We start from the raw sequence: 14,931 nt of genomic DNA on the forward strand, positions 1-14,931 counted from the left end.
ACCATTATATCCCTGGCTACCGCCCCTTGAGCACGCCGGATTGTTGGACGATTTCGGATACCAACTCTTCCTGCCGATAAGCCATCACGTGGCTTCCTGAGACCCCGTTGATCTCCGTCACCTCGTTGATGATCTCGATACAGATCTGCTTGCCTTCCTTCTTCTGATCGGCTGCGCCCGCCATTCGCGATCACGGCATCCGGGATATGCACGCCGGAATGTTGGTGCTCATCCGCTTCGCTGTGCGGGGCGGAGGCGAGCGGGCCGACGCCGCACAGGACGAAGCACTTCTCGACCAGTCCGAGGTCTCGGACGCGCTCCATGTACTCGCGAAACATCGGCACGTCGTAGCAGTATTGGCTCTAAACGAATTGTGCGCCGGAGGCAAAGGGGCTGCGCGAACGAGTTGATGGCAACGCCGAGGAACGCAGCAGGTGGTTTCGAGACCTTGCGGCCGGACAGTAACCTGCTCTCGTGGCGCATGGTGCCACATAACCGCGTTTATGTGTCGGGCGAGAGTATGTGGCGGAGCGCCGCAGTCCTCGAAACAGGCGATACGCACCTGAACGGTCCCACGGGCGGCGTGAAGGACAGGAACAGATATGGGCTATTCGGCGTGTCGACGACGAAGGGACGATGAGGCCGCCGCCATAGCGAGAGCCAGTGAGTAGTAGGCCGTGTCGCTGTAGCTGGCGTGATAAGTGGCAAGCAGAGGCAGAAGCGCATGCTGATCCTTTTTGCCGCCGTCCGGTTGCGGAAGAAGCCGGCGGCGTTGACGCTCGAAGAGCTTGATCGAGACCTTGTTCTCGCTTTCTCGACGAACTCCAGGAGAAGCGGGTGCACGAGACCGAGCCGCCGGGCTCGATCCAGCAGCGCCCTGACGGACGACGGCTGCCATTGGCGAGCTGCCCCCTTAGGTGGGCAAACCGGACCGGCCAGTTCCTGCCGTCGGGGCCAATGGCCCGGCCTCGAGCCCAATGCGGCCGACGGACAATTCAAGTTCCTCGAAAGCGGACCAGTGCCCAGCGGATGATCCTTCCGGTCGCGTCTACAATGCACACGCTGCTCACTTTCAGAGAGACATCGATTCCCACATGTGTTCCATGGCTGTTCCTCTCATGATGCTTGGAGCCGATCGCTCGGACTCCGTTTCAACACCATCATTTTGAGGGACAGCCACCCAACCTGGTTATGCTCGCGAAGGCCGGCCCATTTCGGCATCTGGCATAAAGGAGAGCCGCAGCTTCCGCGCGATATCTCGTTGCTGTCCACACAAGTCTGCTGGCGTTCCAGAAGCTGACAATACTTCAAATGACATCGCTTGGTGCCGCTCGCATTTCGAAAGTCATTTATTTTGGCGCAAACCCGCCTCACCCAGGCATCATAATCTATTGGAAACTGCCGCGTCAAAACGGCACATCGCGCCACTAAAGGGGATCAGACAATGCGGAAAATTTGGCAATATAGCAGAGGAACGACGAAGATTGCCCTCTGGCCGCTACCCATGTCGTTAACCGAGCACGTTTGGGTTCCGCTCGCCGACGGCCTCGGTTTGACCGGCCGCCCCGCGAATCCGGGAGAGACGCCATGAGCGAGATCGCGAGCGAGACCAATCCGGACCTGACGATCGGTAGAGACAATAAGGCGCGCTGGAACCAGCCGGATTATCGCCGAGACGGCTTTCACAATCTGCATCGTCTCGCGCGCTACGGCCTGAGCTTTCGCGCTGCCCGCGTGATGGCGCTGCACAAGCGCATGGATCTCCGCATCGCCGAGATGGAGGCGGTCCGCCGCCTTACAGCGCTGCCGTGGTTCTCCGCAATGGCGGTGATCCGGGGCAACGAATTGCTTTTCGAGCGCTACGCGCCGGATTTCGGTCCAGATCGCCCGCACAGCATCCAATCGATCAGCAAGACAATAATGAATCTTGTTATCGGCCGCTTGCTAGAGGAGGGCAAAATTGATCTGAGCCACAAGGTAGCCCACTATCTGCCGTGGATCGGCAGCGGCTATGCCCCTGCGACGGTCCAGCAGGTCATGAACATGGACGTCAACAACGATTACAGCGAGGACTACAGAAATCCGTACTCCACTGTGTTCGCACACGAGGAGGCCATGGGTTGGCGCCTGCCGGTCGATCCCGCGCACGAGCATACCATGCGCAGCTTTCTGACGACGATAAGCTCGCCGGATACGATTAACCCTACAGGTTGCGTCGATTACAAGTCCGCCAATACTGACGTGCTCGCGATGATCGTTGAAGCGGTGAGCGGCCGGACGATACGCTCTCATCTTGCAGACATCGCCGACGCGGCGGGAATCGAGGGCTGTCTCTACATCACTACGGATCGAGAGGGCTTCCCGACCATGGATGGCGGGTTGTGCCTCACCGCGCGCGACCTGGCGCGATACGGATCGCTCTTTGTGAGACGCGGAAGAGGGATTGATGACCAGCTGGTGGGAAGCGCTTCGTTCATCGAGCGCTCGCTGGAAGCTGGCATCCCTATGCCGCCACCTCGGGAGCAATTACGATACTGCAATCAAACGAACACCGACGGCCGTTGGCTAGGTCATGGCGGCTATGGCGGTCAGTACATGATCGCCGATCTGACAAGCGACGTGGTGGGCGTCTTCTTCAGCGTGCTCGAGAACTGGGAAGCCTACGACTCGGACTACTACATCCCCATCATCAAGATGCTGGGAGACATCGGTCGGCTGGACTTCGAGGCCTAATTTAAGTAAAGAGGATGGGCCGGGCAGATTTCCGTTTTCCAAGACGCGCAGGGCTATCAGGGAAAGTCAGACGTAGGTGAATTTCATCTGGTTTGGGGAGGTTCGTGGCTTAGGGTTGGCTCGGATTGACCGGGGCGGCCTTTGGATGGCGGCGATGTGACGGCGCTCGAAGGCATCGAATGACCAAATCGGAAAAGCGCAGGATCGGCATAGTGATGCGGTGGGAGCGGGCGGAAATGCGCAGCAGCGCATAAGCAATCATTGTTGCGAAGAGTTGCAGGCGATGGCATTGTCATTGTTGGCGAGGAACTTGCAGATTTTTAGTGCTGCTTGATCCAGCGGACAAAAGCTCGATTTGCCAGCGGCCCTTGTAGCTGTCCGATCTCGACCGCGGATCGCTTGAGATCGTTGGTCAGCAAGGTGATCATGTCTCCGTCTTGACGCTGCACGGTGAGGCGCCGCAACGGGCCAGCCTGCAGTTGGTTTTGCTGGCAGGCTTACGCTGGCATCCTGAGAATGGTGAAGCCGTCGCCCTGTGTGTGGGTGAGGCGGCGCTGACGTAGCACCTTGAGTCCCGTGTTGGATTTGGGCCGGGTGACGAAGAAGGCTTTGGCCGCTGCGATCGTTGTCCACCAGCCGTAATGGCAATAACCCTTGTTGAATACTAGGTAGCGCCTTTCTCGATGCTGGTCTTACGACCGAACTGGCGTTCGGTAATGTCGAGGATGCGCGGGCAGTCGCTGTCGGGGTCGTAGACAACATGCATTTTCATGCCGCGGATGCGGCCGTTGGACTAGCCCAACCGCACGCCGAAGGGGAATGGGGGTCGAATCGATCAGCCGCAGCATGGCTGTGCCCTCACGGCGCGTGTGCCGGTCGAGCTGGGGCGAAAGCAGGGCGAAAGTTTAGGCAAAGACGGCTACAGGGCGGCGGCGGCCGGCATCCGGCAGAGTCGAACGTCGCAATCGATCATTGCCCAGATGGTAATGGTGCTGGCTGTTAGAGCGGCGGACTTTCATGTGAGTCCATACCCTGCGGCTGCGAACTAATTTCTGCATTCTGTTGGAGAGAAGAGATTGCAGATATCGCCAATGGCCTGCCACAGGGCGTCGATGGTTCTGATGGCCTTTGCGCGCAGGTGCGCCTTGAGCTTGGCGAATGCCATTTCGATGGGATTGAGATCTGGGCTGTAGGGCGGCAGGAAGAGCAGCCATGCGCCTCTGGCCCGGATCGCTGCCTCGGCGGTCGGGCTCTTGTGGGCAGCGAGATTGTCGAGGATGACGACATCGCCCTTTGCCAGCGTCGGAGCGAGCTGCGTTTCGACATAGGTTTCGAAGATGCGCCGGTTCATCGGCGTGTCGATAACAAAAGGGGCCGTGAGCCCATGACAACGCAACCCGGCGATGAAGGTCTGCGTCTTCCAATGCCCAAACGGTGCCTTTGAGCGCAGCCGTTGGCCCTTTAGGCAGCGGCCGCGCAGACGTGTCATCTTCGTAGTGGTTCCGGTTTCGTCGATGAACACCAGCCGATGTGGCTCAAGCCGCATCCGCGGCTGGCGCCTGGTCTGCCACTCCTGCCGCGCCCTGCTGATGTCGGGACGATCTTGCTCGCTGGCCAGCAGCGTTTTTTTTGAAGCGATAGCCATTCCTGATGAGCCAGCGCGAGATCGAGGCAGGAGCGACCTGGACGTCTGTAGCAGCGGCCAGTTGGGCGGCAAGCTCCGGCATGGTAATGTCATCCTTCTCGGCTACACGGCCAAGCAAGAACGCTCGATGCGGGTCGAGCTTGGAATGGCGGCGGCCACCGTTGGCCTTGGGCGCTAGGCTATCGGTCTTTCGATAGTTCCTCATCAGGATCACGACAAACGAAACCGACACCCCAAAATGTGCCGCCGCCGCACGCCGCGAGTGGCCAGCCTCGAGAAACCGCACAACACGTTCACGCAAATCGCGCGAATAGGGCTTGGGCATGGCAAATCACCTCCTACAGGAAGTGAATCTGGAGGGTTCTGTGTGGTCGCGGCCGCGATAGTACGGGCTCGCACCGGGTCGCGACTACATTGAAGCCTGATTGAACTGAACCGCGGGATGGCGGGCGGGGCTATGGGGATTTAGGGCTCGACAGTGTGTCCGAGGCGCCGGAGCGGGCTCGCCGATCGCTTTTGGGCGGTCGCCCGTCGTCGCGATGCAGGACCATCTGCGACGCGAGAGACGGCGCCATTGGGTCGTTGACGCTGAGGTGCAGCGTTGCTGGCGACAGCCAGGCTGCGACTTTGACTAGCGGCGCGCAAAGGCCCTTCGGCGACTGTAGCAGACGCCGGGATGGACGGTGCGAGCGTGTCGGTACGCAGCGTGTCATGAGGTGTCTGGCCAGCTCGGGGCCTTGCGCGGGATCGGGCCGAGCGAGGCCATGGCGCCGCCGCAGCCCGGACACATGTCCAGGGAGCGCCCTGTGAGACAGCGGTAACGCTGGCGAGAGTCGGCGGTCGGGTCCGGCGTCAGCGGCGTGGGCGCCGCCAGAAGAAGACGGCACTGGCGAGCTTGGCGACGCGGTGGCCGTTGGCGAGGAGGCCGTAATGGCGGATGCGATGGAATCCGTCTGGAAGAGCGTGCAGCAGGAAGCGCCGGATGAACTCGTCGGCGCTTAAGGTCATGAGCTTGTGCTTGGACTTGTCGTGGTGACGATAGTCCTTCCAGCGGAAGCTGACCTTTCCCTGGTCCAGGCTCACGAGGCGGCTGTTGGCGATGGCGACGCGATGGGTGTAGCGGCCCAGATAAGCGAGGACTTGTTCGGGACCGCCGAACGGGGCTTGGCGTAGACGACCCATTCGATCCGCTTCAGTCCAGCCAGTTGGGCGCAGAAAGTGGCAGGGTCGGCCAGGCTGGCGAGATCGCTGAAGAAGCGAAACTGGCCGGCGTCGAAGGCGTCCTGCAGGCGCCCCAGGAATAGCCGCCTGAACAGGCGCGACAGAACCCGCACTGGCAGGAAAAATCCCGGCCGGCAGGCGATCCATCGCTGGTCCCCGGCCTTCGCCGTGGCAGGCTCGAGCGACAGGCCGCCGCCCGGCACGACGCAGTGGACATGCGGATGATGGTGGAGATTTTGACCCCAAGTATGAAGCACGGCGACCATGCCGATCTCGGCGCCCAGATACCTGGGATCGGCCGCCGCCACCCTCAAGGCTTCGGATGCGGCCTTGAACAGGATCGCATAGACCGCCGCCTTGTTCTGGAAAGCGATCTCAGCGATCTGGGCCGGGACGGTGAAGACCACGTGGAAGTATGGGACCGGCAGCAGCTCAGCCTGCCGCTCAGCCAGCCACTGGGCGCGGGCTAGGCCCTGGCACTTGGGGCAGTGACGGTTGCGGCAGGAGTTATAGGCTTGCCGCACGAGACCGCAGTCGGCGCAGTGTTCGGCGTGACCGCCCAGGGCCGCGGTCCGGCACGCGGCGTGATCTCCATGCGGAGTTGGTCAAAAGGACTGGCAGTCCGGCCGATCACAGCCGTTGAGACCTGGGCGTATAGTGTCGTCGTCGCCAGGCTGCGATGGCCCAGCAGCACCTGAATGATCCTTATGTCCGTGCCGGCTTCCAAAAGGTGAGTGGCGAAGCTGTGGCGAAGGGTGTGCACCGTCACGCGCTTCTCAACGCCCAGGAACTCGCAGGCTGCTCGACAGGCGATCCCTAAGGTCTGTGGGTGGATCGGGCCGCGGCCATCGCGTCGAGGGAATCGCCATCGCCCCGGCTTGGTCAACCGCCAATAGACGCGCAAAATCTCCAGCAGCTGCGGCGACAGCATCACATAGCGGTCCTTGCCGCCCTTGCCCTGCTCGATGCGAATGATCATCCGGCTGCTATCGATGTCCGTCACCTGTAGACGCGCCGCCTCCGCGGCGCGTAAGCCCACCGCATAGGTGGTCATCAGAGCGACCCGGTTCCTCGTCCCCTTCACGGCCTGCAGAAAGCCGACCACCTCATCGGCGCTCAGCACGATCGGCAACTTGCGCGGCGTCCGGGCGTAAGCGATCCGCTCAGGCAGATCAGATCGACCCAGCGTCACGCCGTAGAAGAAACGCAAGGCGCAAACGGTCTGGTTCAACGCGCCCCACGAGACCTTCGGCCCACCAAGTGGGCCTGATAGGCGCGCACCTCTTCGTATCCCAGTTGATCGGGTGATCGTCCAAAAAATCGACTGAACTTCGCCACGTGATGCACGTAGGATCGCTGGGTCTCCGGTGACAAATTGCGGATCGTCAGATCTTCAATCATCCGCTGACGCAGAGGGCTTATCTGGGCCATCTGGGGTTCTCCTGTCTGGAAGGTTGGCTCAACACCAAATCTTCTCAGACGGGGGCCTCCTCAGGCCAGACCCGCGCATCAGCTGCCGCGGCAGCGGTTTAGTTCAATCATGAACCACGCCTCACTGGAATCCCTCGGGATTCAAACTGAACATCCGACGCTCTAGCGTTCCAGCCGGCTTCCAAGCCGCGCAGGCTATCGGCACCACTGAGCTGGCGTAAACCAGCACCATCAGGTGATCCCAACTGACGAAACGACTTGTCGTAGGCATCCCCGTCATGACTATCCACAACACCTGGAAGCCGCGCCGATTGATGTCAACCAGCTTTCCAAGAATGCTAGACGTGAAGCGCATGCCCCGTTCCCTTTCTGAGTCTCGACAACCAGAAGGTGACGGAAAAGCGCCGCCTTACGGGGCATGCCCATGGGGCATTTCGATTCACCGAAACTTTCCCCGGACAGTCCAGCAAGACCCGTGGTCACGACGCCACCTCGCGCGTCGCTCTTGAGCGGAAAGACGCGGGGCGGCGAAAACGGTGAGGCAGATCGTGCGGTCTTAGAGCGTTTCAGGTTTGACGGAAGCATATCCTGCGTTTTCGAAGTAGTTTCTGCATTCGTTGGGTTCGATGGTTGATACGAGGTGGCCGAGATGTCGCCATGTGTCCTGGATGGTTCGCTTCTGGGCCGCTCGCATCCAGTGTTTGATCTTGGCGAAGGCTTGCTCGATCGGGTTGAGGTCGGGCGAGTATGGCGGCAACTGGCCAGATAGCGTTGCGACCACTTCACCGCAGACGAGACCGCAATGCCAAACGAGCCGCTACCGAGCGGCAACTCTCGCCGGCCTCGATCGCTCCAACACGCTCACGAAGATCGTTTGAAATGGTAGCCGTCATGAGATGCTGGCCTCCGATCCAGCCAGCATCTTGAATCACAAAATCACTCCGACGGGAATCTGGAGGCTTCTGTGAGGTCCGCATGCTCGACGGAGCACACCCGATGATCTTCGGACCTCATTGCAAGCCGGATTGAACGAAGCCGCGGGACGGTCTGGCGCTATGGGGATTGTAGCCTGGAGAAGCGGTCGGGATCGTCGGTGCTAGGCTGGTGAAGGGCGTTCACGATGCGTCGACAGCGAATCGGTGGCACGGTGGAAGCCCTCGACATGGCCGCCCAGTTCGGCGGTCCGGCACAGTTCGATGGCGCTCATCGTGCGGCGCGCCGTCGAGGGCAAATTGTTGTGGCCGAGCAGCACCTGAATAATGCGAATGTCGGTGCCGTTCTCCAGCAAATGAGTTGCGAAGCTGTGCCTGAGCGTGTGGACCGTCACACGCTTATCTATGCCGGCGGCCGCACGCGCCGAGCGGCAGGCCGAGTACAGCACCTGCACGTCAATGGGGCGATTTGCATCCCGGCCCGGAAACAGCCAGCCCTGCGGCTTCGCCAGCCGCCAATAGACCCGCAGGATGCGCAGCAGTTGCGCCGACAGCATCACCGTGCGGTCCTTGCTGCCCTTGCCGTGCTAGACCCGGATCACGCCGCGTCCGCTGTCGATGTCGCCGACCTTCAGTCCGACAGTCTCCGAAGCGCGAAGGCCCGCGGCATAGGCCGTCGTCAGGGCGGTGCGCGTCTTCAGGCTCGGCACCGCCTAGAGAAAGCGGACAACCTCGGCAGCGCTGAGAACCACCGGCAGCGTGCGTGGCGCGCGGGCATAGGCGATCCGTTCTCGGCATGACCCAACGTCACGCCGTAAAAGAACCGCAGCGCGCACACCGTCTGGTTCAGCGCTGGCCACGAGATTCCGGTAGAGACCAAATGCACCTGGAAGGCGCGAACGTCCTCCAGGTCAAGCCGGTCCGGGGATCGGCCACAGTAGCGGGAGAACTTCGCTACCGCGTGCACGTAGGACCGTTGCGTGGCCGGCGACAGATTGCGGATCCTTGATCATGCGCCGGCGAAGCGGGCTCAACTCGGCCATCTCATTGCTTCTGTTCTCAAGGTTGCGCTTCAACAGCAGCTATCCTTCAAAACAGAAGCGTCATCCGCAAACCGGTGCACCAAATGCCGCGTCAGCGGCTTCGTTCACTCCCACAGATTCAGTCAAACTCTGAACCGCTCTGCAAGCCGATGTTCGGATTGCTGGCGAGCATAGGCTTGCGTTTCCAACCATGCGCTCCGCCTCAATCTCATCCATGGCGGGATTACATTATCGGCGGTAAACCGAGATATGGCGTGTGGAGTGCTCAGTGAACGCCCCTCTCGCCCAGTCTCCCCAACGCTCCGATAATTTCAGTCCTACGCATTCCGCCATGGTATCGAGTTCTTGGTGATAGACATAGCGAACTCGATGCGGCAGACGTGTGACCGACGTACCGGAAAACCAGAGGAGGGTCGAGACCAAGTTTTGTTTTAGAGGATGGTGGACCTCCGCCATCAGGATCGTAACCTCGTGATCTGCTCGCAGTGTACTGGTTTTCTGGCCGTTGACGAAACCATCCAGGTCCGGCACAGCGAATTCAATCACTAAAACGCCGTCGTCCTCTAGAGCTTCCGCGGCAGATCGGAGGCAAGCTAGCTGTGCTTCTCGGGTGACGAGCATCGTAAATACGTTATAAAGGCAATACACTAAAGCGTAGCGTTGCTCTGATTTGAAATTGGCAATGTCCCCTCTGAAAGTCCTGACTCGATCAGTCCGCTTGGCGAGAAGTTTCAGCATGCTGTCGGAATTGTCGATACCTTCGACTCTGACGCCTCGCTCGATCAAAGGCACGGCTACGCGTCCGTCGCCGATACCAAGTTCCAAGGCACTTTTTCCGCCGGCGTATCGCTCAAGAAAGGCGGCAGTCTCATCTGCTTCAGCAATTCGACCTTGTACTCTGGTGTATTGTTGATAGATCGAAGCCCAATTTTCATTGTAGAGGACGTCATTATTCATTTTCAAGCTCCTTAGTGTGTCTCAATTTCCGGTATATTTTTAGAACTATTGAATGGAGCCGTCGGGTTTCGCTCATCGCACCTAGCCACCGATCAGCCTGAGAGAGGTTTCAAAGGTGGGTCGCTATAGCGCTTGGCGCGCTCGCGCCCAGTGACCGTGCGCCATCCGCCGCTTAGTCTAGAACAGGGTTCCGGCTCACTTTCCTGCGTCGACCGGTTCCGAAGCTAGGAACTGGTCGAACAATGTACGAGTTGGGCTCCTGATCGAAATTACCGGTGTGGACATCGAACGGCTCAGTTTCTGTAATAACATCGCAATTCAAACAGCAAAAGCTATGCCATCTAAACGCAGCTTTAAATTATATAGTTGGACTTTCGTGCCGACTTCTTTGCTTGTTCAACAACACAGCCTTGTCAGTTTTGTCAGGTTAGCGACAGTGATCAGTGCAATCGGGTCGCGAAAGGCACCGCGCCTTGCGCAGTGCGCGTTCTATTCTTACGCGTGAAAAGGATGCTTCGCATCGTTCGCACCGCGACTAGCGCGAATGGCGACGCGGCGATAGGATAGACGGCAGCTGCGCGGAAAGGCCAACACTTCGAAATCGAAGGCGGATGTCGATGGAGTTCGCTCGCGGTGTCCTACCAGCAACGCCGTACCCGCCCATCCAGAAGATTGTGCTGGCGTGAACAATGAAACATCATACTTAGTGACCAAGCGGCGGCGCTGGCGGGCGAATTCGCGGAATATCATCACGCCGCTATTACAACTCCTAGCAGATTCGGCTGGTCTCGATCTTGCGAATCTCCTCTCTGTGCCTTCGATACGCCTCGTTGGAGGCAGCTAACCTAATCACGTGGGGCAGGTCAAAGCCGGCTTTTGCGAGCATCTTGATGAACATGCTGCTTGCTGATAGCCCTGGGACCACGTTGACTTCGAAGAAATGAACACGTTGCTGCTCATCAACGATGAAATCAAGGCGCCCAAATGTGTGAAGCCTAAACTCCCGAGCAATCTTCGTTGAGATCGAGGCGATACGAGTGCGAAGCATGTCATGCACGTTCTGGAAGTCAACAGAGACACCTTGCTTCTTCTGATCGTACCCGAGAAAGCCCGAGGGATTGTTGATTCGCGCAATCGGAAGCGGCATGATCTCTTGGTGGTCGATTAAGACGCCGCAGGTGTATTCCGTTCCAACAATTCGCTGCTGGACCAAAAACGAGGCGTCATACGGAGCGATCCGTTTGGAATAGGAGCGGAGGCCGCAGTCTGAGAGTTCGTCGGTCCACTCGGTGAGGAAGGATCCTCCGAGCGTGTTCGGTTTGAGTACACACGGGCCAGCAAGATGGTGCAAGGCTTCTGTGATGCCGGCTTCGAGATTGCCTTGCGAGACCTGGACCGTGGGGATAGGAGTTAACTCGGGGCAAAGTCGATTGGCAACTACGCCCTGCAGATACTTGTCTGCTGAGAGCATGGCCGCAGTCTTATCGCCGAAGCTACCCGGAATGTCGTGGAATTGGGCAACAGCCTGAATTTGGCCATCTTCGCCGTCCTGGCCCTGAAGAAGTGAAAAGACGAAAAGGCCTTCGCTCTTGAGTAGGTGAGCAAGAGAAGTGAGCGGATGCTTTTCAGCGCGAGTTGCAAACTCCTCGTGCTTGGGAAGGCGATCCCAGTCAAGTGCGAGCCTGAGCAGATCCCCGGATCGGGAGATGTAGTAGATGGACACTGGTGAAATATTGGCATTGGATGCATCGTTAAGGACGTCGGTAAGGTGGTTGTACATCGCAATGGACCCGCCGTGCTCTACCGAGCGGCCGCCATACAAGAGCGCCAATTGCATATTTTAATACCTTTCAGAACGAACTGCGGGTCAGCTTATCGCGGGTTTGGAATACAAAGAGCATCTGGATTAAGCGGGATGAGTCGGTTGGTGTCCTTCGCCGCCTAATCCGGCCCATGCGCTATCAGCGAATTCCCGACTGGGATCGCTACGCGTTACCGCCAGGGAGAGCCCTCGCGAATCTCGAACTTCACCGTTCCATCATCCCTTATGCTAGCATCGTAGAACATCCGGTCACGGACAGAATTGTCCCGATCGAACGTCATCACTCGCGGCTTAATCTCTGTGATCTGATGTTCCTCAATATAAGTAGAGGCGCAAATTATCATCTCATCTCCGACTTGACATGTACGAGCAGCGGCTCCGTTAAGCACGCAGCAACGAGAACCCCTCTCGCCGTAAATGACGTATGTGCTGATTCGAGCGCCTGAAGACCTATTCCAGATTTCAACGAATTCCAGCGGAAGAATGCCCACCTCATCGCAGTGATCAGGATCCAGAGTTATTGATCCATGGTAGTTCAGATCCGAGCCAGTAATAGTGATGCCATGAAGCTTGGCCGCAACGACCTTTCTCATCTACAGGTTTCCTCTTCTAATCTGGATCGCCAAGCCGCAAACGAGGGCAGTGGCCTTTGACGCAGCGACAGGGCTTGGGCCACTGCGGAGCAGGTCGAGCAGCAGACTTTCAGAAGGGAGCGGCGGCGTGGTAGTGAGCATTATCATGGGACGACTTCTCCTCAGTTTGCGACGCATTTGCGGACAACCGTGCATGTGCATGTATCGTGCCAACAAGAAAACCATTCAAAAACATCCGATATTGAATCCGTGACGTTGCTTACATCGTCCGACACCGGACAACGCCGAACACGGTCGAAGGCATCTCAGCTTCCCGCCGAGGAAGTTCTGCCGAACGGCTCAACGCCGTTGAGCTTTCAGGTTTATGTCGACCGCCGAAGATACCGAGTGGCCTGCTGCCGGTTTCATGTTTGACGAAACTGGAGAGTTGGAATGCAGAGAAGTGCAGCGCGAATCAAGTTGAGAGCGCGTTCTGATCCAGATCGTCGCGCTACAATGCCTTGCGCCTTTTCGTGACGCAAGGCGGGCGATCGCATCAAAATCGAACTCTCTCCCGTGCTGCCCGGCTCGGTATTTCCGGAGGAACTACGAGAGATGGCGCCTGCGGTCGAAGAGCAGTTCGGCTTCGTCGAGATGCAGCTTCTTTCGATCCCCGATCTCTATGCCGGAACTTCTTCGCGGCGCTCGACCGGCAGCATCCGCGCGATCTCTTCGATGTCAAACTGCTGCTCGAAAATGAAGGGTTGACCGAGGATTTGGTGAAAACCATTCTTGTCTACCCTAATCAGTCATAACCCGCACGATGGGGGAACTGCGTATTTCGCAAAAACGGGACAGTCGTTCCGCTAAATTCGCGGACACCTTCGCGTTAGCTACGCAGCCGTTTCCATCAGTCATCTGCTTGAATGCTTCTGTCCGTATTCCTCCGGAGTGAGATAGTCGAGCGCCGGAATGCAAACGCTGCGTGTTGTAGACGGTGTCGATGCAAGCGCCGATGCGCCTTCGGGCATCATCTGCATCCCTTTAGGCGACACCTTGCACCTCTTCCTGCTTCAGGGTTTTCATGAAGCTCTCCGCCTTCGCATTATCGTAATATTGCCGACACGGCTCATGCTCGCCTGGATATCGTGACGATTCAGAAGTTCGGAGTACGCTCCGCACGCGTTTGGGCGGATTCAAGCGGTCGTCGCAACACTAGGAAGTTGGAGGTTGCGATGAGCATTCGAAAGCGGCGATCGGCACGGTCTGGACGAGCGCCATTACCTTCACCAGGACGGCCACCTTTGGCGGGGCGCGATGAACAGATTAGATTCTGGCGGGCGATCGCCGCGGGGCTGAGCAGCGAAGATGCTGCGCTCGAAGCCGGAGTGTCGCAGCCTGTAGGAACCAGATGGTTCCGAAAGGCGGGCGGTATGCCACCAGCGATGTTCAGATCCTCGGCGAAGCCGCTCTCCGGGCGGTACCTGTCCTTGGTGGAGCGCGAAGACATCGCACTTCTCAGGGTACAGGGCCATTCCATGCAGGAGATTGGGCGCCGGCTCGCTCGGTCCGCCTCGACAATCTCCCGTGAACTGCGGCGCAACGCGGCCACCCGCAGCGGCGGGTTGGAGTGTCGGGCGACGACTGCCCAGTGGCATGCGGATCGATCGGCCCGTCGGCCCAAGCCGACCAAGCTTGCGTTCAACGCAACCTTGGCACTTATGTGGAGGAGAGACTTGCTGGCGTTGTCATGGCCCCGAGCGGCGCTCCCGTTCATGGTCCCACCGTTCCGTGGAAGGGCCGCCGGCATGGCCCGCGAAAGGATCGGCGATGGGCCAGGCCCTGAGCAGATTGCCCGCCGCTTGCCGATCGACTTCCCGGACGACAAGACGATGCGCATCAGCCACGAAGCCATCTATCAGGCCCTCTTCGTTCAGGGCCGCGGAGTGCTGCGCCGCGAGCTGACGGCCTGCTTGCGAACGGGGCGTGTGCTGCGGGTCCCCAAGGCGCGCGTACGCAGGCGAGGTAAGAGCTTTGTCTCGCCGGAGAACATGATCAGTCAACGCCCCGCCGAAGCGGCCGATCGCGCGGTGCCGGGTCACTGGGAGGGAGACCTCATCCTCGGTCTTGGCAGTTCGGCGATCGGCACGCTGGTTGTCCGCGACGCAATTACGCGCACCATCATCACCTTGCCCGAAGAACTACGCCGTTCGTTGACCTGAGATCAGGGAGCCGAAATGGCCCAGCACGATCGTCTCACGATCGATGCCGGCGTCCAGGTCTTCTTCTGCGATCCGCAAAGCCCATGGCAGCGCGGCACCAACGAGAACACCAATGGGCTGCTGCGTCAGTACTTCCCGAAAGGCACCGACCTGAGCATCCACAGCGCCGACGAGATCGCCGCCGTGGCAGCGGCCCTTAATGCCCGGCCGAGAAAGACCCTGGGTTGGAAAACGCCGGCAGAGGCGCTTGACGAGTTGCTGCCATGAGTGAACACAATCGCTGTTGCGACGACCGCTTGAACCCGCCTTGAACGCCACGGTCGGAATGATGCCGAGGCTCCCGGGTTCGGGTT

Annotated in this window: 6 protein-coding genes and 8 pseudogenes; 3 read left to right on the forward strand and 11 right to left on the reverse strand. The window is 59.1% G+C overall.

Annotation, left to right across the window (positions count from 1 at the left end; genetic code table 11):
• Window positions 1–19 precede the first annotated feature (19 nt).
• Window positions 20–483: pseudogene (locus NKH06_RS17230) on the reverse strand (methylenetetrahydrofolate reductase); the annotation flags it as partial.
• Between the two features lie 1,104 nt (window positions 484–1,587).
• On the opposite strand from NKH06_RS17230, the gene NKH06_RS17235 reads away from it, so the two are divergent.
• Entirely contained in the window at window positions 1,588–2,733 is a 1,146-nt protein-coding gene (locus tag NKH06_RS17235; RefSeq protein ID WP_352893515.1) for a serine hydrolase domain-containing protein, read from the forward strand.
• A gap of 66 nt (window positions 2,734–2,799) precedes the next feature.
• Here NKH06_RS17235 and NKH06_RS17240 read toward each other — a convergent pair.
• From NKH06_RS17240 to panD, 10 genes and pseudogenes are all read right to left on the reverse strand, one after another.
• A pseudogene (locus NKH06_RS17240) lies at window positions 2,800–3,737 on the reverse strand (IS4 family transposase); the annotation flags it as partial.
• 41 nt (window positions 3,738–3,778) lie between these two features.
• Window positions 3,779–4,703, reverse strand: a protein-coding gene (locus tag NKH06_RS17245; protein WP_352893516.1) for an IS630 family transposase whose coding sequence is annotated in 2 segments (ribosomal slippage) — window positions 3,779–4,349 and window positions 4,348–4,703 — 927 coding nt in all. Because the reading frame shifts where the segments join, the coding sequence is not laid out codon by codon here.
• Window positions 4,704–5,087: 384 nt separating this feature from the next.
• Window positions 5,088–6,177: pseudogene (locus NKH06_RS17250) on the reverse strand (IS91 family transposase); the annotation flags it as partial.
• Between the two features lie 2 nt (window positions 6,178–6,179).
• A pseudogene (locus NKH06_RS17255) lies at window positions 6,180–7,030 on the reverse strand (site-specific integrase); the annotation flags it as partial.
• A gap of 158 nt (window positions 7,031–7,188) precedes the next feature.
• Window positions 7,189–7,385: pseudogene (locus tag NKH06_RS17260) on the reverse strand (DUF4372 domain-containing protein); the annotation flags it as partial.
• A gap of 201 nt (window positions 7,386–7,586) precedes the next feature.
• A pseudogene (locus NKH06_RS17265) lies at window positions 7,587–7,787 on the reverse strand (transposase); the annotation flags it as partial.
• A 339-nt stretch (window positions 7,788–8,126) separates the two neighbouring features.
• Window positions 8,127–9,005 (reverse strand): annotated as a pseudogene (locus NKH06_RS17270) (tyrosine-type recombinase/integrase).
• Between the two features lie 228 nt (window positions 9,006–9,233).
• Window positions 9,234–9,962, reverse strand: coding sequence for a class I SAM-dependent DNA methyltransferase (locus NKH06_RS17275; RefSeq protein WP_352893517.1), 729 nt, complete (start codon window positions 9,960–9,962; stop codon window positions 9,234–9,236).
• 769 nt (window positions 9,963–10,731) lie between these two features.
• Window positions 10,732–11,799 (reverse strand): D-alanine--D-alanine ligase family protein, encoded by a 1,068-nt coding sequence (locus tag NKH06_RS17280; RefSeq protein ID WP_352893518.1) that lies wholly within the window; start codon window positions 11,797–11,799, stop codon window positions 10,732–10,734.
• A gap of 155 nt (window positions 11,800–11,954) precedes the next feature.
• On the reverse strand, window positions 11,955–12,377 hold the full coding sequence (panD, locus tag NKH06_RS17285) for an aspartate 1-decarboxylase (protein ID WP_352893519.1): 423 nt from the start codon (window positions 12,375–12,377) through the stop codon (window positions 11,955–11,957).
• Between the two features lie 594 nt (window positions 12,378–12,971).
• Here panD and NKH06_RS17290 point away from each other — a divergent pair.
• Both NKH06_RS17290 and NKH06_RS17295 read left to right on the forward strand, forming a co-directional pair.
• Entirely contained in the window at window positions 12,972–13,124 is a 153-nt protein-coding gene (locus tag NKH06_RS17290) for a hypothetical protein (protein WP_352893521.1), read from the forward strand.
• Between the two features lie 467 nt (window positions 13,125–13,591).
• A pseudogene (locus NKH06_RS17295) lies at window positions 13,592–14,845 on the forward strand (IS30 family transposase).
• The last annotated feature ends 86 nt before the right edge of the window (window positions 14,846–14,931 follow it).

It is taken from the genome of Mesorhizobium sp. M1342 (genome assembly GCF_040317955.1).
In the GTDB taxonomy this organism is placed as follows: Bacteria; Pseudomonadota; Alphaproteobacteria; order Rhizobiales; family Rhizobiaceae; genus Mesorhizobium.